The sequence below is a fragment of the Orientia tsutsugamushi genome, from assembly GCF_900327275.1.
GTDB classification, from domain to species: domain Bacteria; phylum Pseudomonadota; class Alphaproteobacteria; order Rickettsiales; family Rickettsiaceae; genus Orientia; species Orientia tsutsugamushi.
Genome location: NZ_LS398548.1, coordinates 1,453,201 through 1,474,839, shown reverse-complemented (window position 1 = coordinate 1,474,839; position 21,639 = coordinate 1,453,201). Strand labels below are relative to the sequence as shown.

The 21,639-nt window shown below is 32.3% G+C and carries 17 protein-coding genes and 2 pseudogenes; 13 read left to right on the top strand and 6 right to left on the bottom strand.

Annotated features, from left to right (window positions below):
* Positions 1-182 precede the first annotated feature (182 nt).
* The 8 genes from DK405_RS07705 (at position 183) to DK405_RS07675 (ending at position 9,590) form a co-directional block, all read left to right on the top strand.
* Positions 183-1,592 carry a tetratricopeptide repeat protein gene (locus tag DK405_RS07705; RefSeq protein ID WP_109510651.1) on the top strand — a complete coding sequence of 470 codons (1,410 nt, stop codon included), beginning with the start codon at positions 183-185 and terminating at the stop codon, positions 1,590-1,592.
* A gap of 110 nt (positions 1,593-1,702) precedes the next feature.
* Entirely contained in the window at positions 1,703-1,999 is a 297-nt protein-coding gene (locus tag DK405_RS07700; protein WP_045913454.1) for a Panacea domain-containing protein, read from the top strand.
* An 11-nt stretch (positions 2,000-2,010) separates the two neighbouring features.
* Entirely contained in the window at positions 2,011-2,727 is a 717-nt protein-coding gene (locus DK405_RS07695) for a conjugal transfer protein TraF (protein WP_109510650.1), read from the top strand.
* Positions 2,724-3,617, top strand: coding sequence for a conjugal transfer protein TraH (locus tag DK405_RS07690; RefSeq protein WP_331828123.1), 894 nt, complete (start codon positions 2,724-2,726; stop codon positions 3,615-3,617). The genes DK405_RS07695 and DK405_RS07690 overlap by 4 nt, the downstream gene beginning before the upstream one ends.
* Entirely contained in the window at positions 3,571-4,026 is a 456-nt protein-coding gene (locus DK405_RS15470; protein ID WP_331828113.1) for a conjugal transfer protein TraH, read from the top strand. Before DK405_RS07690 ends, DK405_RS15470 begins: the two co-directional genes overlap by 47 nt.
* A complete protein-coding gene (locus tag DK405_RS07685) occupies positions 4,026-6,662 on the top strand; it encodes a conjugal transfer protein TraG N-terminal domain-containing protein (RefSeq protein WP_109510649.1) in 2,637 nt (878 codons plus the stop codon). Before DK405_RS15470 ends, DK405_RS07685 begins: the two co-directional genes overlap by 1 nt.
* Before the next feature lie 22 nt (positions 6,663-6,684).
* The gene (locus DK405_RS07680; protein ID WP_064612987.1) at positions 6,685-7,830 is read left to right on the top strand and encodes a tetratricopeptide repeat protein; all 1,146 of its coding nucleotides are present in this window, start codon (positions 6,685-6,687) and stop codon (positions 7,828-7,830) included.
* Between the two features lie 5 nt (positions 7,831-7,835).
* Entirely contained in the window at positions 7,836-9,590 is a 1,755-nt protein-coding gene (locus DK405_RS07675) for a type IV secretion system DNA-binding domain-containing protein (RefSeq protein WP_064613259.1), read from the top strand.
* 9 nt (positions 9,591-9,599) lie between these two features.
* Here DK405_RS07675 and DK405_RS07670 read toward each other — a convergent pair whose 3' ends face one another.
* The 4 genes and pseudogenes from DK405_RS07670 to DK405_RS16205 all read right to left on the bottom strand — a co-directional run.
* Positions 9,600-10,595 (bottom strand): Rpn family recombination-promoting nuclease/putative transposase, encoded by a 996-nt coding sequence (locus DK405_RS07670; RefSeq protein ID WP_064613257.1) that lies wholly within the window; start codon positions 10,593-10,595, stop codon positions 9,600-9,602.
* Positions 10,596-10,646: 51 nt separating this feature from the next.
* Positions 10,647-12,728: a toprim domain-containing protein gene (locus DK405_RS14270; RefSeq protein ID WP_231967713.1), complete on the bottom strand. Its 2,082-nt coding sequence runs from the start codon at positions 12,726-12,728 to the stop codon at positions 10,647-10,649.
* Positions 12,729-12,846: 118 nt separating this feature from the next.
* A complete protein-coding gene (locus tag DK405_RS16210; RefSeq protein ID WP_458692999.1) occupies positions 12,847-13,683 on the bottom strand; it encodes a conjugal transfer protein TraA in 837 nt (278 codons plus the stop codon).
* A gap of 483 nt (positions 13,684-14,166) precedes the next feature.
* A pseudogene (locus DK405_RS16205) lies at positions 14,167-15,042 on the bottom strand (AAA family ATPase); the annotation flags it as partial.
* A gap of 337 nt (positions 15,043-15,379) precedes the next feature.
* Between DK405_RS16205 and DK405_RS15090 the strand changes: the two are divergent.
* The 5 genes and pseudogenes from DK405_RS15090 (at position 15,380) to DK405_RS07645 (ending at position 19,651) form a co-directional block, all read left to right on the top strand.
* Positions 15,380-15,508, top strand: a complete 129-nt coding sequence (locus DK405_RS15090; protein ID WP_269459342.1) for a hypothetical protein — start codon at positions 15,380-15,382, stop codon at positions 15,506-15,508.
* Positions 15,509-15,742: 234 nt separating this feature from the next.
* Positions 15,743-17,458: a group II intron reverse transcriptase/maturase gene (ltrA, locus tag DK405_RS07655; RefSeq protein ID WP_109510607.1), complete on the top strand. Its 1,716-nt coding sequence runs from the start codon at positions 15,743-15,745 to the stop codon at positions 17,456-17,458.
* 209 nt (positions 17,459-17,667) lie between these two features.
* Positions 17,668-18,125 (top strand): annotated as a pseudogene (locus DK405_RS07650) (conjugal transfer protein TraD).
* 83 nt (positions 18,126-18,208) lie between these two features.
* The gene (locus DK405_RS12810; RefSeq protein WP_162562879.1) at positions 18,209-18,352 is read left to right on the top strand and encodes a hypothetical protein; all 144 of its coding nucleotides are present in this window, start codon (positions 18,209-18,211) and stop codon (positions 18,350-18,352) included.
* Between the two features lie 96 nt (positions 18,353-18,448).
* Entirely contained in the window at positions 18,449-19,651 is a 1,203-nt protein-coding gene (locus DK405_RS07645) for a tetratricopeptide repeat protein (RefSeq protein WP_064613090.1), read from the top strand.
* Between the two features lie 190 nt (positions 19,652-19,841).
* Here the strand turns inward: DK405_RS07645 and DK405_RS07640 are convergent, their stop codons facing one another.
* Positions 19,842-20,864 carry an Rpn family recombination-promoting nuclease/putative transposase gene (locus DK405_RS07640; protein WP_064613092.1) on the bottom strand — a complete coding sequence of 341 codons (1,023 nt, stop codon included), beginning with the start codon at positions 20,862-20,864 and terminating at the stop codon, positions 19,842-19,844.
* 118 nt (positions 20,865-20,982) lie between these two features.
* Positions 20,983-21,561 carry an HD domain-containing protein gene (locus tag DK405_RS07635; RefSeq protein ID WP_045915533.1) on the bottom strand — a complete coding sequence of 193 codons (579 nt, stop codon included), beginning with the start codon at positions 21,559-21,561 and terminating at the stop codon, positions 20,983-20,985.
* Between the last annotated feature and the right edge of the window lie 78 nt (positions 21,562-21,639).

Sequence of the window (21,639 nt, the reverse complement as noted above, 5' to 3'; positions counted from 1 at the left end):
ATAATTTGTTATAACCGGTTGTAATAATAAAAAAAAAATAAAGAATATTAATAGAATTTCTGATAGTATTATTAATGAGACTGAAAAAAATATAAAAGAAAGAATAATTACAATACCTCTAATTCAGTAATTATTTGGTGTTCAGTAGCTAATCAAAAATTTAAAGGGTAATTAATAATCATATGAAATTTGTAAAATATATAACAGCTGTTTTATTATTAACACTGTTAAATACAACCATTGCAGCAAAACGAAACAACAATCAACCTGTAAAACAGAAATTAATTCAGGATAAAGCTATATTAGCAGAAAAACATTTTTATGTTGGAATTTCATTTCTTGAGTTAAACAAATATCAAGAAGCAATGAAAAATTTTGATTTAGCTATTAAGTATAATCCTAATCATGCAAATGCTTATTATAATAAAGGAGTTTGTTTAGATAAATTAGGACAACATCAAGAAGAAATAGAAAACTACGATTTAGCTATTAAGTATAAACCTAATCATGCAAATGCTTATTGTAATAAAGGAGTTTGTTTATATGAATTAGGACAATTTCAAGAAGCAATAGAAAACTACGATTTAGCTATTAAGTATAAACCTGATTATGCAGATGCTTATTATAATAAAGGAGTTTGTTTAGGTAAATTAGGACAACATCAAGAAGCAATAGAAAACTACGATTTAGCTATTAAGTATAAACCTGATTATGCAAATGCTTATGTTAATAAAGGAGTTTCTTTAGCTGAATTAGGACAATTTCAAGAAGCAATAGAAAACTACGATTTAGCTATTAAGTATAATCCTAATCATGCAGAAGCTTATTATAATAAAGGAAATTGTTTAGATAAATTAGGACAATTTCAAGAAACAATAGAAAATTTTGATTTAGCTATTAAGTACAAACCTAATTATTCAAAAGCTTATGTTAATAAAGGAGTTTGTTTATGTGAATCAGGACAATATCAAAAAGCAATAGAAAATTTTGATTTAGCTATTAAGTATAATCCTAATGATGCAGAAGCTTATTATAATAAAGGAAATTGTTTAGATGAATTAGGACAATTTCAAGAAGCAATAGAAAATTTTGATTTAGCTATTAAGTACAAACCTAATTATTCAAAAGCTTATGTTAATAAAGGAGTTTGTTTATGTAAATCAGGACAATATCAAAAAGCAATAGAAAATTTTGATTTAGCTATTAAGTATAAACTTAATTATGCAGAAGCTTATTATAATAAAGGAGTTTCTTTAGCTGAATTAGGACAATATCAAGAAGCAATTAAAAATTTTGATTTAGCTATTAAATATAAACCTAATCATGAAGATGCTTATTACAATAAAGGAGTTTGTTTAGGTAAATTAGGACAACATCAAGAAAAAGCAATAAAAAATTTTGATTTAGCTATTAAGTACAAACCTAATTATTCAGAAGCTTATTTTTATAAAGGAGTTTGTTTAGCTGAATTAGGACAATTTCAAGAAGCAATAGAAAGTTGTAATCTAGCTATTAAATATGATACTAATAATGTGAAAGCATACCAGTTAATAAATATTCTCAAACAAGAAATTGCAGGTATTAAAAAGTAATCTTGATTTTTAACACAAGATCTGTAATAAGCAGGTATTATAAGGCATTATCATGATTTATTTGTGATATAAATTGTTATAAAATAGTCATAAGATATAATAATAAAATCATGACTATACAACAAAAGGGTGAGTTATTGAGTTGTTTTGATGTTGCTAGCTATTTTCTGGTATTGGTTGATAGAGCAGCAGGAGACGTAATAACTCAATTGAAACTGCAAAAATTAGTGTATTTTGCCCAAGGTGCGCACCTAGCTTTATTTGATAAGCCTCTTTTTAAAGAAGATATTGAAGCATGGGAAAATGGACCTGAAGATTATCTTTTACCTGTTTCAAAAAAAGATACTGCAGAAATAGTAAATGCTGAAGATCAATGGTGGATGAACTATGATAGTGGAGTTTCTTAGGATTGAGATCAATGAATGCAATACACTTATCGGTAATAATAGCGCTATTTGGTTACTTGTCGATAGAATTAGCTACTGCTAACTCTTTGCCAACAGGATTTCTATGGTATAATGATAAACATGATCATGAGCTTAATAACTCTAGTTCTAAGTTGATGAGTTGGACTCATGATCATAGAATCGAGGAATTAAAGGAGCAATTTAATCGAGCTCAGCGTATAGCGCTTGATAATCCAACGCTCGAAAATGTAATTACAGCTCAAAGGCTACAGAAACAAATCATGGAGAAGGCGCATAAGTTTGCTACTATGTGGCAACTAGCTACTCTACTTGATTATCAACTGATTAATGCTAATGAGCCATCTAATAGCTTACATAGAAAACTGTATCAAGAAAAATCAGAGCAGAAAAATGATTTTAAGCTCAAAAATATTGCTAAAAACTGGGGACTGATTCTGCAAGTTAAACAAGATTGCTTGCTCTGTAAAGCCTTTATTCCTATTGTTCAGAGCTTTGCTAATAAATATGCATTTCAGTTGCTAGCTGTCAGTAAGAATAATGAGTTGCTGAATAAACTAAACCCTAAGCATATTGTACCTGTGTTATACCTAGTAGCTAGCGATGGTAAAAAAATATATGCAGTAGCTAGAGGCATAATTTCTGAAGATAAAATTATCGACAATATTCTAGCAATCGATAGATATTATCATAAATTGGAGACTAGATGAGCATCAAAATCAGAGTTTATGTTATTGCAGCATTATTTTCCCTACAAGCTCCAGTATCACTGGCTTGGAATATCGAAAACGTATTTCAAGGAATGAGTGTTAATGTCACCAGATCTGGATCATATCAAGATCAAGCAGCTGGATATTATGCTGCTGGTGGATTATCTGCTCGAACAAGCCAAACATCCTTTCAGCCATTTGCTATAACTCCCCCATCTTTAAACATGAGCTGTAGCGGTATTGACGCCTATCTTGGTAGCTTCTCTGTTATTTCTGGAGAAGAATTAGTTCAACTAATGAAAAATATTGGTTCTCAAGCTAAAGTTTATGCATTTTCATTAGGATTAAAAACATTTGCTCCACAGATTGAGAACGCTCTCAAGGACTTACGTAATCTAGCAATGGAGATGAATCAATTTGCCAAAGGAGATTGTGAATTAACAAAAGCATTATTTGCTACAGCTTTACCAAGAAACTGGGCTATGAGAGAAGCTGTTTGCCGTGATATACAGTCACAAAGCGGGTTTGATTATTTTGCAGCTGGTAAAAAATGTCGTAATGATTTAGCTCAAAAACAAGCTCTGCGACAAGCACAAAATAAGGATTCAGAGTTAATGCTAGATGATTATAACATCTTCACTAAAGCAGCAGCAAAGGTTGGAATACCATCAAATATGCATGATTCAATCATGTCTATGACTGGCACTATCGTGGTTACAAACAATAATGTACACTTTTATGACTCCTTAGCTCAGGACGAAAAAAGTTGGATTAGTCATTTAAAAGGCGGAGAATCAGCCTCGATTTACAGCTGTGATAGTGTCATTTGCTTGCATTCAACGCTTGCAACGAAATATCACAATATCACCAGAGAAATCTTATGCAGGTAAAGCTAAACAACAATTGACTAATCTAAAAATTAAGTTTGATAAGAATTCTGAATTCATTGACTCTGAAATAGCCTTTTTATCTTCGATTGGAGATATATTTCCGATTTATGATTATATTACATTAGAAGCTATTTCTGGAGTCACAATTTTAGATAGCTCATCAGAATTAATAGCTAGCTATACATTAGTTCAGCATTTGAAGGAAGTAATCACCGAAATACGTAGAGCCGTTACTTCACTAGGTGCTAAGCAAGTTTCGAATGAACATTTAGAAAGATATTTGAAGGAATTGAATCGGGTACAACTTTTTGCAAATGAGAAATGGACTAGCCTACAAACAGATGCAAGTCGAATAGATAAAAGGGCTAGATTAATAGAGCAGCATTTAATAGCGAAGGAGAAAAGTTAATGGATTACGTAATATACACATTTGGTGGTGGAGATCTGTTATGGCATGTGTTTAACGGCATAGGCAGAGTCTTTGCTTCAAATAGCGAATACTTCACTCCAGTAGGACACTTAGCCTTGACTATTGGTGGCATATGGGCTGCTACTAGGGCTATTTTTAGAGGAAATATCGGCATCTTTGCTATGGAGTGGTTCTTTCCATCGATATTTATTTTTACGCTGTTATTTGCCCCCAAAGCTACTGTTTGGCTGAAGGATGAGGTATCAATGAGTGCACCAGTAAAAGTTGATAATATTCCGATAGGTATTGCAATGTTTGCTTCTCTTTCATCGCAAACGAGTTACTTTGTGTCCAAAATGTTGGAAAATCATCTTTTACCGGCTTATGAAGGACTATCAAGCAGAAAAACTGGTATTATGTTTGGAGCAAAGGCTGTAGCTAAGATTCGAGATGTGCAAATACATGATCCAGTAACTTTAACTAATACTAAGGAATTTCTTAGACAATGCTTTATGAAGCCTTACATCATAGGTAATATTCTAGGCAAAAAAGCAGCTGCTCAACAAACTAATGACATTATAGGATTTATCGAGCAGAATATACCTAATAATTTCGGTATTTATTATCGTGAGCCTAGTAATTTAGGTATTAGTTTCAAGACATGCAGACAAGCTACTCCATTGATTAAAGCAGCAATTCATAAAGAATTAAATGAAGGGCTTCTAACAAAGTTCGCAGCAGCGATTGGAGTTCAATCTGATCAGTCACACATGTTAAGTCAAAGACTAAAAGTCATGACTGGCGACACACTAAAATATTTACAGAGAGAGCAACAAGATATTCATGAATGGATGAAGCAAGCTATGCTACTTAATGCTAATCGTGAGTCATATGATGACTGGCGTGAGAAGTTTTCATTATCACGAATTTATCCTAATCTGGTGAGTATGCATGCAATCAGAGGGCTCTTTCAACAATCATTTTCGTATCTAGTCGCTGGGGAAATGGCTGCTCACATGATGCCTATTTTACAATCTGTTTTTTTTGCATTAGTAGTTTCAATGATCTTTATTGTATTTCCAATGGGCTTACTGCCTGGTGGTTACAACATACTCAAAACATGGATTCTATTAATAATATGGGTCAGCAGCTGGCCAGTATTTTTTACAATAATCCATTGTCTAGGAATGATCAGCTTATCCAGTAAATCTGGAGCTTTCGGTAGTGATTATGGTCTGAATATGCTATCGCAAGGAAGCTTTGCAGAGATGATTTTATATAGCTATGCGACGTTTCAAATGCTTGCATCATCAATACCAATGCTTTCTTGGTCAGTGATAAAAGCTTGCGCTCATGCTACAGCTAACTTAGCCAGCCAGTTCTCTCCTATACAAGTTGCTAGCAGCTTAGGAAGTAATATAGTCGACAATAACTTGAGTATGGATAATTACAGCATAGGCAATAGAACTATTTCTCAACAAAACCTAGCTCCTTCATTACATATGGCTGCTATTATCAATGATGGTAGTATAAAAGTCACTACAACGGATGATGGTCGACAAATTATAAATAAAAACGTAGATTTATTATTAGATAACTACCGCTCTTCTGCACTGCTACAATCTGGATATCAAAACCAGTTTGTGCGTTCACAGAGCAATCTTGATTCACTGACAAAAAAAGAGTCCAATCTTATTTCAACAGGAAACTCCATTACCATGGAAATAGCCGACAGGATAACTCATGATGAAGCTCTGTATATAGGTCTAACTGAGAGCGAATACCAAGCTCTGCAAAAGGTAAGTTCCGATAGTGAGTCTTTCAGTCAGCATACAGGTAGTAGCCACAGTAAAAGTAGTGGTACTAGTACTAGTGCTGGAGGTGGGGTGTGGGGAGTTAATAGTAGAGTTTTAGGAGGAAATGCTGACGAAGAAACCCAAGGAAAATCAGCAAATCAACAACAATCACATAGTGAAGCATTATCAAAAATTCAAAGCGCAGTTCAAGAAGGAAAATTTAGTAGTACAAATAGTGAGGTGAAGTCATTAAGTGAAAATCTTAGTGCTAACCTTTCTGAGCAACAATCTGTTGGGCAAGAAATAGCTAAAACTAAACAAGAAATGGAGCAACTGACTCATAGTATGAACTATGTATTCCAAAACTCTGCCACTATTGATCGTAACATTAATGAACTTGTATTAAATGAAATTATTGCTCAAAATCCTGAAATAAGAAGCAAGGAGCAAGCAGCTAGATGGATAATAAACCACTCGGCTAAAGCAGAAAAAATTGCTTTTGAGGTTGCTAAAATCAACAATGAAGTACCTAAAAATTTGAATGATCATATTAATGATGGTAACTTTTCGACTAAAAAAGATCTACAATCAGATTTTTATAAAAATGTTGAGCAATTAGAAGCTATCTATGATAAAAGCAATCAAATGCATTCTCAAAATATAGAACAAGCTTTTGTTGATAACGAAAAAATAGAGAATCTTAATCAAATTTCTGATAGTATTAAGGATAAGACTCAAAAAATACAGAAAAAGTTTTCAGATACTACTGATTCAACAATTTTAAGGGCTGGTAAACAAGCTCTGGAAAATTTTGGAATAACTAATAAAGATAAAAGTTAAAAGTTAAAGATATGTTGGATTTATGAAAAATATATATAAATTAGCTATAACAATAATTTTACCGCTAATGCTTTTAAATACAGCTATTGCGGCAGAAGAAAACAAGCTAATTCCACAAAATAGCAGTAACGATGAAAATGTTTTCGCTAAAGAATATTTTAATATTGGAAGCTCTTTTCTGAAATTAAAAAAATATCATGAAGCAATAGAAAATTTTAATATAGCTATTAAGTACGATCCAAGTTATGCGACAGCATATAATAGTAAAGGAATAGCTTTAGCTGATCTTGGAAAGGCACTAGAAGCTGTAGAAAATTATGATTTAGCTATTAAGCACAAACCTCATTTTGCAGAAGCATATAATAATAAAGCTGTATCTTATAGAAAATTAGGAAAAAACGAAGAAGCTATAACACTTTGTAATCTTGCTATAAAATATAAGCCTAACTATGTAACTGCCTATAATAATAAAGGAGCTTCTTTGAACAACTTAGGACAGTATGAAGAAGCAATGAAAAATTTTGATATTGCTATTAGGTATAACTCTAGTTATCCAGAAGCTTATTATAACAAAGGCACAGTATTAATGAATTTAGGACAATTTCAAGAGGCTATTAAAAACTATGATATAGCTATTAGATACAGACCAAATTATTCAGAAGCATATCATAATAAAGGTTTAACTTTAGCAATTTTGGGACAATTTCAGAATGCAATAGAACATTTTGATTTAGCTATTAAATACGATCCTAATGATTTAAAAGCTTATAATAATAAAGGATATGTATTAAATCTATTAAAGAGACATGCAGAAGCAATGGAAAGTTGTAACCTAGCTATTAAAATTGATCCAAATTGTGCAGATTCATATTATATCAAAGGAATGGTTTTTGAGAAATTAGGCAAACATCAAGAAGCAATTAAAAATTATGATATAGCAATTAAATATGATCCTAATTTTGCTAAAAATTATCTTGAAAAAGGAATTTCATTAGTAAACTTAGGGCAGTACTCAAGCGCTAAAGAGAATTTTTTATTAGCTATTAAATATAATCCTAATATCATTGCAGAACATGAAACAATGTTAAAAAGGTTAACAGAATTGAAGAATTTTACTGGAGTAAAAGAGTATGAGCAAAAACTACAGATATTGAAAAAATACTCTTGAGATAGATGAATTTTCAGAATCAAGGAAATTTCACCAGGGGCTCGCAGTTATTTGCCCATAAGTTAAGAATGTTTGGGCAAGGTAGTACCAACGTTTTTATGATTGGGCTAGGATTATCGATATTCTGGATTATATGTCGATTATATCAAAAAGTTTTTCTGAGCAGCTTGTATTATTTTGCAATTGAAAGATATGTGCAGCTTAAGCTAGCAATTGGTGAGCATTTTTATGATATCGATCAAATAGGCATTAAGTTTTATAGTTTAAGGTTTAAAAAATGGATGCACCTCAATGCTCAAGACTTTTTGCATGAGTTTTATACAGGCAAACATGGATTTAAAATACAGCAATTATGGGAATTCTTAATCAATTCAGCATTGTTAGAAGGATTAATTGTTTTTACTATTGGTGTGATAATCTCAATTGTTTTCTTTACAGCTCAAGGTAAAAAAACGATTATTAAGGCCAAAATTAGAGGTGCTGATTTTGTAGGATACAAATGCTTAGCCAAAATGCTAAAAAGAGCTAAAAAGGCCTCTAAAATCCGTTTTGGAGGCTTACCATTAGTAAAGAATAGTGAAAGATTACACATTCTGATTACTGGAACAACAGGTACCGGTAAAACTAATATGCTTAACGAACTGCTACCACAAATTCGATTACATAAGGATCGAGCAATAATTGTAGACACTACTGGAGCTTTTACTGATAGATTTTTTGACCCTAAATGTGATAAACTGCTTAATCCTTTGGAAAAAAATAGTGAGCAATGGTTGCCTTGGAATGATTGTTTTGAAGCAGCTGATTTTCATGATATAGCGAGTAGTTTTAGTAATTATACTCCTAAACTTGATGACTTTTTTGCTAAAAATGCTGAATTAGTCTTGTCTGAAGCATTGAAGCTATATAAGGATGATAAAGATATCATAAAACTAATTCATACAATCATTTACTCTGATAATAGACGATTTGCAAAAGCTTTTAGAAGCACTGCCGTATCAGGTATTATAAGCGAAAGCGCGCTCGAGACTTCTGCAGGAATTCAATCTACGCTTGGAAAGAATATTACTTCGCTACAATATTTAAAGCCTGGAGGTAGTTTTAGCATAAAAGAATGGTTTAGTAATTCTGATGAAACTAGCTGGCTATTTATCACAGCTAACCCAAATCAAAGAGCTACTTTATGCCCACTTATTTCAGCATGGATAAGCATAGCTATCAAGGCTTTGATGTGTAGAAATCCTAATCATGATAACAAAAACATGTGGTTTATACTTGATGAACTGCCAGCTCTACAAAAAGTTTCGTCTTTACCAGTTGCTTTAGCTGAAAGTAGAAAGTATGGAGGCTGCTTTGTTGCTGGATTGCAGAACATTCATCAATTAGAAGCAATATATGGGGCTGCTGAATGTGCTTCTATGCTGGATTTATTTAATAGTAAATTTATTTTTCGAGTTAGTGATCAGGTTACAGCTTATAAATCAGCATTAACACTAGGTGAGCAAGAAATTATTGAAACTCAAGAGAACTTGTCATATGGATCAAATACTATGCGAGATGGAGTAAATATGAATAATGTTGAGCGTAAAAAGATTTTAGTTATGCCATCTGAAATTATGAACCTACCAGACCTAACTTGTTATGTAAAGCTTGCTGGTAACTTTCCTATCACAAAACTAACTATGCAGCTACAAAACTTAAATACAGCTTTTGTTTGGGGATATAAATTGCTCAAAAAACTTAAGTTAGTAGAGTATTAATTCGAAAAATTAATACTCTATGTTATTTTTTAAATTAACCACTTCTTCTTTTGACAATCCAGTATTTTCAGAAATAAATTCAACTGAAAAGCCAGCTTTTAATAAGTTCCTTGCAAGCTCTTGTTTAGCCTTTACTTCGCCAATCTCTATACCTTCAGCTCTGCCTTCAGCTCTGCCTTCAGCTTTGCCCTTAGTCTCACCAAGCTTTATACCTTCAGCCCTGCCTTCAGCTCTGCCTTCATCAATATATTTTGCAGCAATAGTTCTCATAATATTACCTTTTTCTTCTTCAGATAAATACTTAGCCAGAACCTGCTCTAATTCTGGTTGCTGACTCTCTAGTAATTTAGTATCAGTATACCATAAAAATGATCTTAGGTAAACATAACCTTTTTCTTTATCAAGTATTAAAACATGTTTGAACTTTATTAGAAAGTCTTCCCAAAGCTTTAACATATCTCGTTGATGAATGTGCTTTAGCATATATTCGAGCATTCCGATATGCTTTTTCCTAACAATTTCATCATTCGACATACTTTGCAAATCAACTAATTGATAGTCGGAGGTCATTAATTGCTTAGCTATCATTGAATCTGTAAATAAATCCCACAAATTCCTAGGTGCATTGTAGACTTCTTTGCCGTTGTAGATCACTAAATTATACACTAATGGTAATTTAGTTTTTTCTTTCTTATGCCTTTCGCACAATAACAATGTGTATCTCCATAACCGCAGAGCTGTCCAATAATCGACGGTTGATTGAGCTTCAATTAATATATAAATAAAAGCATTGCCATGTTTTTTGGTTGCAACTTTATAGACGATATCACTGTATTTTTTCTTTAACGATTCTTCTATATAACTCTCTTGCTCTACTTTTATTTGTGATAAATCTATTAAACTCTTGAAATTCATTGGTAAATAATACTCTAGAAATTCTTGTGCAGCCACTGGATCGCTCATGATTGTCTTTGCCAATGAATCATGCTTTAATTTTTTTGTCATATTTTTTCACTCTATAGTTTTTTAAATAAAAAATGCTGTGTCATACTCTGCCTAGTGTTTCGGACATAATCTTTGTTGCATATTAGTTTGTATTGATTCAATTTTTTCATTAAGTTTTCTTATTTCAGGGCTGATAATATTTCTAACAGCATATAATCCTTGAGTTTTTAATACATTATTGAAGTCATTTTTGACTGTGCAGACTACTGCTTCCTTATCCTCCAGAACTTTTTCTGCTTTTTCAGTATTTACGTCATTTTTAACTGCTAGAATGATCTTTTCTTTTGGGCCAGGATTATAGTTTTGCAAATTTTCGGCTTCAATTGCACATAAGATTTTTCCTTCGACTCCAGCTTGCCTAATGGTTAACGCTGTTTCAATATCCTTTGTAATAATTGTTACAGGTGAATATTTTGAATTTTGTTGAGCAATTTCAGCAAATGACCCACTAATTGTACCAATAGACTTTTCTGGAATATCAGCTTTATTACATGTTTTTGAATTCAGAGCTAATATCTTAGCTCCAGTAATTTCGCCTGTTTCATTTTTAACAAAAATAGTGAGTGCAGGCCAGGATTTTTGAGTCTCTTCATCAAAAACCATATTTGCCCTTAAATTAGAATTGTTAAAGATTTTTGCACTATAAATTCCTGTATGGTTTTCTAAAAATTTGTTTACTACTATCGTTTCCACCTTAGCTTCCTCTTCTTGTTTAAAGTAGTATAGAGATGAAGATTTATTATACAATTCTTTAACATTCGTAATATTATTTTGTTTTTCTATACTATTATTTTCTGTTTGAGTAAGTTTGGTTGTTTCAACTGCCTTAGTCAGTTTAGTAATTTCAGGTTCTATAATGTCTCTAATTGACTGGTCTCCACAACTTTGCAGCAGATTATTAAAATCACCATTTTCTGGTGGTTTAACTATACAAGTTATTGCTTCCTTCATTTCTAATATTTTTGCAGCTTTAATTACAGTATTATTAGTTAGAGAATTTTTGCTATCATTATCTGCTGCAATGATGATTTTTTCACCAGGAAATGGTGAATAATTTGTCAAATTCGAAATTTCTGCACTAGCAATGATATTACCTTTAATTCCTGCTTGCTGCAAGCTCAATGCTGTTTCAGCGCCTTCTGCTATAATTGTTATATTAGGGTCATTCGCATTTCGCTTTGCGATTGTTATGAACGATCCGCTGATTTTACCGAAAGATCTTCTGTTAATTGAAATATTCGCCTTATCTCCTGCCGAATTTAGATATACGGCCTGTACTCCTGTAATTTCTCCTTTTGAATTTCTTGCAAATGCTGTCAATGCTGGATAATTTTCTCTCGTTTGAGTATCAAACAGTATACTTGCTTTTAAGTCTGAACTTGCGGTGCTTTTGTCAAAAGTAATACCACGATTTTCAAGATACTTTTTTACTATTTCAACTTCTGCGCTTGGGCTCGTATCTATCTCATAACCATGTATTCTGCTTGATAGTTCATACAAGTTTTGAACTTTTGCGATTTTAACACTTTCAGATTGTTGAGTGTATTGTTGAGAATCGTCAGTCTTAGGCGGTCTCTGATACCGTTGATTAATATTAGACATTCCAACCATACTTTTCAAATATTCCTTTGCCTCAAAAAAGCTGCCTCCTCTTTCTCTTTGAAGCAGAGATAATAAATTACTACCTTGTCCTGTGCTGAAGTCATACCATTGTCCAGCGTACTTGCCCTCGGTGGTTACTTGTATTTTGCCAGTGTCTTCCCAACGTAATCTTCCGTGTTTAGATAGGCGGTTATTTGGATCTCCAAGAATATCACGAGCTATAGTGTCAGCTCTATAAGCTATTGCATCCCTCAATTTTTGTAGTTCTTCCTTGCTATTTGAATAATAATCGTTTTTTCTATAGTTTTGAGCAGATTGATATTGCCTTACTTCATTTGCTTGAACATCATTATTCTCCTCTTTTGAATTGATAGAGTCTGTCTTAGCTGTGCTAAGCTGCTCTATTAGGTTAGCAACATTTTTTGTAGCTTGCACATTGTAGTACAACCGTATTTGCTCTGCATTCCCTATCATGCTTATGTTAGAACTTTCTATGCATACACCATTATTATGAAGAACATATATAGTCATTATTATCTTAGCAGGGCATAATGCAAATTACAAACATCACTGTGAGCTGTTATGTATAGCTCATTTTGTAATTTGCTCTATGAATGAATAGCTTACATTCAATTTCAAATCTTCAGCACTACCGTCTAACTCCAATTTTTGGAGCTATGTTAGTTTTCACCACTTGTTCAGACTCTGTTTTTACGTTCTGAGTATTAATTAACTTCATGATTTCAGGTATCATAAGCTCCTTAACAGCTGTGGCTCCTTTATTTTTTAGCATTTCGTTAAAATCTTCACCTTCTGAAGGAACTACGATGCTAGTGATTGCTCCTTTGCTTGTCAGTACTTTTGCAGCCTCGTTTATAGTGCTTACATATTCTTTATTCTGTTTATAATTATTTGCAGCTATAAGAATCTTTTCTCCTTGAAATGGTTGATAGTACTTCAAATTATTTACATTTGAGCTATATACCATTCTGCTATCAATGCCAGCTTCCTGAAAACTTGATATCGTTTTTCCTTCTGCTGACAGAATGGTTACATCATAATCATATTGTCTTTGTTCTTTGATTTGCATAAACAATGGAGTAGAAATATCTTTGGTGGTGCATTGCTTTATGCTATTCTCTTGCTGGACTTTTTCTACTTTAGCTTCTTGCTCTGGTTTAACGGTAAAATGATAATATTCTTCATTCACATGAGATCTATCATTGATATCATTGATTATAGACTTAAACCAGTTTTCAACTTTACTAAAAACTTTACTAAAAACAGTTGTCTTTGTCCGTTCTTTCTCAAAATCATGAGCAGTTTTCAGAGTTATGCTAGCTGATTTCTCATTTGGTCTGCTGAGCTGATTTATTAAACTGTTAATGCTTGCAGTAGCTTTCTTATTGCAATATAGCTGCAAGTTCTCTATATGCCTTGTCATAGCTACGTATGAGCTGCTTATATTACTTACTCCGTTATGCAAAACGTATACATCTTTTATAGAAGCTCCCTGGACCTTATAAACAGTACTTGCATAGCCATGTTTAAATTGTATTTTGCTTGGGTCAAAACTCACCTCTTTTCCTGCATCTGTCTTAGCTATAAATTTATTTTTACTAACCGAAGTTAAAGTTGCAAATTCACTATTTTGTATTTGTAAATCCTTATAGCTTTTTTGAAATACGATTCTATCTCCTGCCATATATGACTTTTTCCTTCCATCAATAGAACGCTCATATTCTGTGCCTTTTAGCGTACCATTTGCTTTTAACAAAGACCTAATACTTGAATTAAGAATGTCGACATCTTTATTACGTACTGTAATTACCAATTTTTCATGTGGTTTAAATTTGCTTAGACTCCAGTTGTATATTAACTTACTCATTGAGTCCTGCAACGTATTATCAAACCTAACGCAGTTATTTTGCCTCAGTAAGGTTATACCGCTTAAAATATTACTCTCAGCAAACTCCATTGCTGCTTCTTTGCTCCAGTTTTCACTTTGTCTTCGAATATTTACTAAAACATGTGAACCAAAAATATTACTCAGCATCTCAAACATTCCGCCTCTTTCTATTGAAGCTAGCTGTTTTTCATCTCCAGCAAGTATCAGTTGACAATTATTGTTTCTAACTACTCTAAACAGCTCTGCATAAGCTTTAGTACCTACCATTCCAGCTTCATCTACTACTATTAAGCTGTCTTGCATAAAAATTTTTTTTCGATTATATAAAAATCCTTTTACTGTATAGACCTCTGTATAACCTTTGCTCCTCAGCTCTGATACTGCCTTATGAGTAGGAGCAAGACCAATAACTTTTTGTCCACGATTTGTTGCGAGCTCATGCGCTTTTATTAAAACATAAGATTTTCCTGTACCAGCTCTTCCTCTCAAGACTCTAACTCCACTAGTGCTAAGCAAAATATGCCTTAGAGCTTGTTTCTGTTCTTCACTAACATTTGCTAGACCTTCGATATCACTTTTAAGATTGTAAATATCGTTGTAATAAACCTGATTATTGATTTTATTAGCTATTCTGATTATTCTCGTCTCCTCATTTCGAACCTCAATTGTCGTAAAATATTTGCTACTTTCACCATCATCATGGTATAACTCTAGTATTCTATTTGAACTAAGCACTTGCTGAACTAACTGTTCTCTTGCTATTAGATCTGGTATATCTTTTACTGCTTTTTCAACATCCTGCTTAGTAAAGAAGTTATACCTTATTTTTGTCTGCTCATTTTTAACAATAGTTCTTGCATTATACGCTACCTTACGACAACTATCACCTCCTTTACTTCTAGTTAAAAATTCAATCCTTGTAAACTGTATAGCCATCTCAATACCAATTCTCACCTGAGTTTTAAGTTAGCATGGTTTTTTTGATTTTGCTAGCATAAACTTCTTTTTTTTAACATTCAATCGGTTAATGAGTACTCAATTTTTTAGCAGCAATCTTTATAGATTGCATATTGCATAGTGCGACATGAGGTCGCTCAAACAGAGACTACAGATGTAGCAAGGTTGCATTTAAACCTTAGTTACCGCTATTGCGGTGCGAGATTGGTAACGATCTTGTACTAAGCGCGATAGAAAGCCTAACTAAAGTACTAATCTGGATGGGAAATAGGGGTAAGGTAAAGTTAAAATTGGTTAAACGAAAGTGAATCTTCGTATGGAAAATATCGTAAATGTGAAAGCAGATACTCCAGATAAATTCTGTTATAGGGATAAAGCTGAAAAGCTTAGCTGTAAGAAGGAATACGCAGCCTTTTTTTTTAAAAATGCCAGCTCCTCGGTATAAAGAAGATAACCAACTTAACGTCTCTCTGATGAGTGAAACATGGTAAGCCTATTATTAGGCAACTGATAGTAGGTAAGAGAGGTCTTAGAAAGCAAATGACACTAAGTCGAAAGACTACAGAAATTAATAACTGAGTGTATAGGCATTTATATGCTAATCAGAAATGATGCTAACTTAAGACTGGTGATTTACCCTAAATAGGTAAACAAGATTATGAATTAATTGGAAAAGTGAATGCTAAACGCAAATGTAACAATTGAGACTAAAGATAATTTCAAGAAAATCTATTGGCATTCAATAGACTGGAAAGAAATTATACAAAAGGTTAATAATCTTCGTAGACGTATTTATAGGGCATTCGCAAATGGTAATACGAAGTTAGTAGGTAACTTACAAAGATTGATGTTAAAATCAAGAGCAAATAGGTTACTTGCTATAAGACGTGTTACTCAAATCAACAAAGGACGAAAAAGTCCTGGAATTGATAAAATAGTTGTTAAGACAGATAAAGAAAGGAGTCTGTTGATGGAAAAGTTAGCAGATAATAATCTATCATCTGTAAAACCGATTAAGCGTGTATACATACCAAAAAGTAATGGCGAATCTAGACCTTTAGGCTTGCCAACTATTTTGGATAGGTGTAGACAGGCTGTTGTAAAATCAGCACTTGAACCATATTGGGAAGCTAAGTTTGAAGGTTGCAGCTATGGCTTTAGACCTGGACGTAGCGCTCACGATGCAATACAGAGAATATCTGGTATTATTCGACATGGAACCAATAGAAATTGGATATTAGATGCTGATATTAAAGGAGCATTTGATAATATTGATCATAATTTTCTTTTGAAAATTATAGGAAATTTCCCTGCTCGTAATTGGATTCAAGCATGGCTTAAATCTGGTGTAATGCAGGATTATCAAATTATCAAAACAACAGCTGGTACTCCACAAGGTGGATTAATTTCTCCATTACTTTTAAACATAACTCTTCATGGAATGAGTGATATACTTAATATTATCTATAATAAGTATGATCACCTATATTCTAAATCCGAATATGCTTTAGTGAGATACGCTGATGATTTTGTCGTTTGCGCTAAGTCAGAAAGCTCATGTATCAGAGCCAAAAGTATTATTAATGATTGGTTAAGTATTAGAGGCTTAGAATTGTCAAAGGAAAAAACCAGGATACTTCATATTAATGAAGGTTTTGATTTCCTTGGATTTAATATTCGACAATATAAAACCAATAGTACAAGAAGAGGTGTAGCTCTACTAGTTAAACCGTCTAAAGACTCTATAAAGTCGTTTAAAAAACGAATGTCAATAGAATGGAAAAAAAGTTTCTCATGGAATATTGATAGAATAATTGATAATCTAAATTCTAAAATATTTGGATGGTGCAGTTATTTCAACAAAGTTGTGTCCAAGAAAATTTTTTCCAATTTAGACTGTTGGATGTGGATTCGACAAGCAAGATTTGCATGTAGAAAACATCCTAAAAAATCCTGGGAATGGCTTAAGAAAAAGTATTGGGGTCGCATTAAAGGCAGAAATGATAATTGGGTCTTTATGAATAAAGATCTATATCTATGGAAATTACAATGGACAACGATTAAACGACATATTCTTGTTAAAGGTAAATCTTCTCCTGATAATTCAAAACTTAGAGAATATTGGCATAAACGTCAGGCTGATAGCCCTAAGTATTTGTTTAAATCTAGGCAGATTCTTTGGCGTAGACAAAAGGGTAAATGTCTTGTTTGTTTTGATTTAATAGATAATGGTGAAAGTGTTCATGTACATCATATAACACCTATAAGATGTGGTGGCACTGACCATATTAACAATTTGTGCTTATTGCATGAAAACTGCCATCGACAAGTACACAGTAATCGCGGACAACTTATTGCAGCTGTTTGTAAATTGCTTGAGCCGTATGCGGAGTAATTCGCTTGTACGGTTCTTTGGGAGGAAAAGCGCTTCTGCGCTTACCTACCCGCTTAAGCTTATTCTTTAATGAAGCTTCTAACCTTGAATTCACGTTTTTTTGACTATAATTATTTGATGTTGGTTTGGTAGGCGCGGTTTTTTTTCTTTACTGGAATTGTATTTTGATATATTCTTGCCTGATTTTTTTATCTTTCTGAATTACTAACATGGCAAATCTTATGCAGCAAAAAATTACTCTTCAACAAAAAAAGGCTAGGCTAATCATGGATGAGGTTAACCTTAAAATTAAAGAACGTAAAATGCGTACTCGACGTCTTATCGAAATGGGTGGATTAGTTGCTCTAAAGCTAAGCTTGATCACTTATCAGCAAACACTTTATTTGGTGCTATTGTTTCACTAAAAGAAATTTTAACACAACATCCAAATGTTCAGGATCATTGGACTACAATAGGTAAAGATATTTTTGATAAAGAACAGCAAAATAAAGCTGCCGTGATTTTAAAATTTGCCTCTGAACCAGACGAAAACACTAAGCGCTACATTCGCCTTCATGGCTTAAAATGGAACAGTTTTCGTCAAGAATGGTGCGGCCATGTTAAGGATATTGAGGCCTTAAAGAATGGCCTTCTCAATGTTCAGTATAAACTTGAGCTTGTATCTTAGATAATAGTTCAAACTATATGCACAGCTAGCAATATTAGTACTGATAGAAAATATAGAGTAAGAATTTTAGAATAACATAACTGATGGTAATAATAAAAAAAATAAAGAATTTTGATGAAATTTATGATAGTGTTAAAAATAAGGCTGTAAAAAAGAAAATTTGTAACAGCACATTTGATTTAGCAATTATCACAGCTAATCAAAAATTTAAAGGGGAATTTTTATAAATCATATAAAATATATGACAGTATTATTAATACAGTTACATCTGTTGCATCAAAATAATCTGCTCATATAACAGTATTTAATTTTAGGGTAAAGATATGCTAGCAGACAAATATTTTAATAAAGGAAATTCATTTCTTAAGTTGGGAAAATATCAAAAAGCAATTAAAAATTATGATGTAGCTATTAAGTGTAATCCAGATTGTATAGAAGCTTATATTAATAAAGGAATTGCTTTAAAGGAATTGGGACAATATCAAAAGGCAATTGAAATTTTTGATACTACTATTCGATATAAACCAGATTTGGCAGAAGCTTATTATGCTAAAGGAATAACTTTTCAAGAGTTAGGTCAATATCAAGAAGCAATAAAGAATTTTGATACTGCTATTCAATACAATCCAAATGATGCAGACTTTTATATGAGTAAAGGAATTGTTTTAAAGGAATTAGGACAACATCAGGAAGCAATAAAGAATTTTGATACTGCTATTCGATACAGACCAGATGATGCAGAGGCTTATGTTAATAAAGGAATATCTTTAGACGAATTAGGACAATATCAGGAAGCAATTAAAAATTATGATCAAGCTATTCAATATGATTCAACTAATCTAGGTATTTATATTAATAGAGGAGTTTCTTTATGCGAACTTGGACACCATCAAGAGGCAATAAAAAATTATGATGTAGCTATTAAGTATAAACCAGATTTGGTAGAAGCTTATGTTAATAAAGGAGAGTCTTTGAAGGCATTAGGGCACCATCAAGAGGCGATTAAAAATTATGATATAGCTATTAAGTATAAACCAGATTTGGTAGAAGCTTATATTAATAAAGGAATTGCTTTGAATGAATTAGGGCACCATCAAGAGGCAATTAAAAATTATGATATAGCTATTAAGTATAAACCAGATTTTGCACTAGCTTATCATGCTAAAGGAAATGCTTTGAAAAATCTTGAAAAGCTACTAGAAGCAATTGAAAATTATGATCAAGCTATTCGATATAGACCAAATTATGCAGACGCTTACAATAGTAAAGGAGCTGCTTTATGTACACTTAAACAATATCAAGAGGCAATAGAGAATTTTGATTTGGCTATTAAGTATAAACCAGATGTTTCATACACTTACAATAATAAAGGAATTGCTTTGAATGAATTGGGGCGACATCAAGAAGCAATGGAAAGTTATAACCTGGCTATCAAATATGATCCTGATAATGTGTACGCATACCAGTTAGCAAATGAACTTGCAAAAAAAATTAAAAAAAGCAATCTCCGCATCATAACTGATTAATTTTTAGAATCAAGGTACAGAGTCGCATGTTCATAAGTCAAGAATGGTGCGGCCATGTTAAGGACATTGAGGCCAAAGAATAGGCTTCTCAATGTTTAGTATAGTATAGAACTTGTAGTGTGATATAAAGCATCTAATAGAAGTAGCATACAACACATCAAAAGTAAGATTTCGTGTTGTATATTTCTTATTATTTTACACTATTTTTTAAATTTAATACTTCTTGTATTGATAAATCCGTATATTCAGCAATTGTCTCAACTGATAATTCAGATTTCAATAATTTTATTGCCAAATCTTTTTTTGCTTCAGCTTTACCTTTAGCTTCACCGAGCTTTATGCCTTCAGCTTTACCTTCAGCTTTACCTTCAGCTTTACCTTTAGCTTCACCGAGCTTTATACCTTCAGCTTTACCTTCAGCTTTACCTTTAGCCTCACCGAGCTTTATGCCTTCAGCTTTACCTTCAGCTTTAGCGCGTTCGAGTTTATAATCTTCGACTGCTTTATTATCCCATATACGCTTTAACTCTTGTTCATAGGTTATTAGTTCGTCTTCACTCCAATTAAACTGATCTAATGCCTCATACGCTCTTTTTATTATTAAATCTTCGCCTATTATTTTATTATATCCATCTAATGTTGTTTCTTTTGCATGTTTAAAAAAATAGCACCACTTCTCTGTTATATTATTCAACTCTTCCACTTTATCTTTTTTAAATTTTGGTAATTCTATAAAGGTAAATGAAAAGTCCTTTAGATCATGCTCATATGTCTTTTTATCCAATATTACATGCCTTGATATATAGTCTTCTTTATTTGGAAACAATTTATAATCTGCTATAGCTATAAATATAACTTCCTTTAGGTCTGAGTATTTTCCTTCTTTTCCTCTATTTGGTTGCCTGCCATATGCTTTTGCTGCATAATACTGTGCTCTTTTTTCAAATCCTTGTGTAGGATCTACTTGCATTTCTATTATATATTGCGCACCGTTTTTATCTTTACACAAAACATCTACTATTGATTCTTTTTTAGACGCTATGTCTGCATCTAATATCGTTCCTAAAAACTCTACTTCTGTTATTGCTCTATTTCCTTCAAACAATAATATATCGTTCAGAAAATGTATTAGTATGTCCTTGTTTTTTTCTGATCCAAATATCTTTTTAAATGCTACATCATTCTTTGGATCTAGAAATCTTGATAAATGCATATGTTTTTCATATTTTCTATTCTTTTTAAATTATACAACAAAATAACTTATATGAACATTCTCTTATTGAATTTTAATTTCTGCAATTCACTACATTAACCACCTATTAAACTTTAGCTTATTTGGTAGTATAAAGCTCACAGTATTTATTTAGCTCTATAGCAATTTCTTGTAGTTTAAGATATTCAGCAAGAGGTATAAATTCTTGCTGCGTTTCTAGTATGATTTCTTGTCTTTTTTCATAAGGTTTTATTGATACAGTCTGAATATTATGGAATCGGTCGAAAAGCTTAATTAATAATAGTTCTGTTTTATTTTGTCTATAAAATGTTTGAATCATTTCTCTAGAACTGATTTTTTTATTATCCTTAATCCTGGTGAGATCTGAAACCTGTTCTGCAATATTATGACCAAATTCTTGACCTATTTTTTCTTTAGTTAGTGTTGTGTCTTCGATGGTATCATGTAGTATTGCTGTAATAATCGTATCTGTTTCAAAGCTGTAGTATGCAACCATATAAGCTACTTCTAATGGATGTGTGTAGTATAGTTCTCCTGTATCTCTCTTTTGCTGACCATGATATTTTTTAGCATAAAATATTGCTTTTTCAACTTTATCAAGATCAATTTTAGTGTCAAATCTTACGTTGGTTTCAAACAGCTTATTTAGTAAGCTTTCGCTATAAAAGTCTATCATTTTTCATCTCTAAATAATCTTTAATAAATTATACAATAAATTAAACTTTTTATATACTTCAATCCCAGATAAAAACTG

Excerpts from the sequence above, each read along its gene's own strand:
- DK405_RS07705 (WP_109510651.1), top strand. The coding sequence starts at position 183 with ATGAAATTTGTAAAATATATAACAGCTGTTTTATTATTAACACTGTTA.
- DK405_RS07700 (WP_045913454.1), top strand. The coding sequence starts at position 1,703 with ATGACTATACAACAAAAGGGTGAGTTATTGAGTTGTTTTGATGTTGCT.
- DK405_RS07695 (WP_109510650.1), top strand. The coding sequence starts at position 2,011 with ATGAATGCAATACACTTATCGGTAATAATAGCGCTATTTGGTTACTTG.
- DK405_RS07690 (WP_331828123.1), top strand. The coding sequence starts at position 2,724 with ATGAGCATCAAAATCAGAGTTTATGTTATTGCAGCATTATTTTCCCTA.
- DK405_RS07685 (WP_109510649.1), top strand. The coding sequence starts at position 4,026 with ATGGATTACGTAATATACACATTTGGTGGTGGAGATCTGTTATGGCAT.
- DK405_RS07680 (WP_064612987.1), top strand. The coding sequence starts at position 6,685 with ATGAAAAATATATATAAATTAGCTATAACAATAATTTTACCGCTAATG.
- DK405_RS07675 (WP_064613259.1), top strand. The coding sequence starts at position 7,836 with ATGAATTTTCAGAATCAAGGAAATTTCACCAGGGGCTCGCAGTTATTT.
- DK405_RS07670 (WP_064613257.1), bottom strand. The coding sequence starts at position 10,595 with ATGACAAAAAAATTAAAGCATGATTCATTGGCAAAGACAATCATGAGC.
- DK405_RS14270 (WP_231967713.1), bottom strand. The coding sequence starts at position 12,728 with ATGACTATATATGTTCTTCATAATAATGGTGTATGCATAGAAAGTTCT.
- DK405_RS15090 (WP_269459342.1), top strand. The coding sequence starts at position 15,380 with ATGGAAAATATCGTAAATGTGAAAGCAGATACTCCAGATAAATTCTGT.
- ltrA (WP_109510607.1), top strand. The coding sequence starts at position 15,743 with ATGCTAAACGCAAATGTAACAATTGAGACTAAAGATAATTTCAAGAAA.
- DK405_RS12810 (WP_162562879.1), top strand. The coding sequence starts at position 18,209 with ATGGTAATAATAAAAAAAATAAAGAATTTTGATGAAATTTATGATAGT.
- DK405_RS07645 (WP_064613090.1), top strand. The coding sequence starts at position 18,449 with ATGCTAGCAGACAAATATTTTAATAAAGGAAATTCATTTCTTAAGTTG.
- DK405_RS07640 (WP_064613092.1), bottom strand. The coding sequence starts at position 20,864 with ATGCATTTATCAAGATTTCTAGATCCAAAGAATGATGTAGCATTTAAA.
- DK405_RS07635 (WP_045915533.1), bottom strand. The coding sequence starts at position 21,561 with ATGATAGACTTTTATAGCGAAAGCTTACTAAATAAGCTGTTTGAAACC.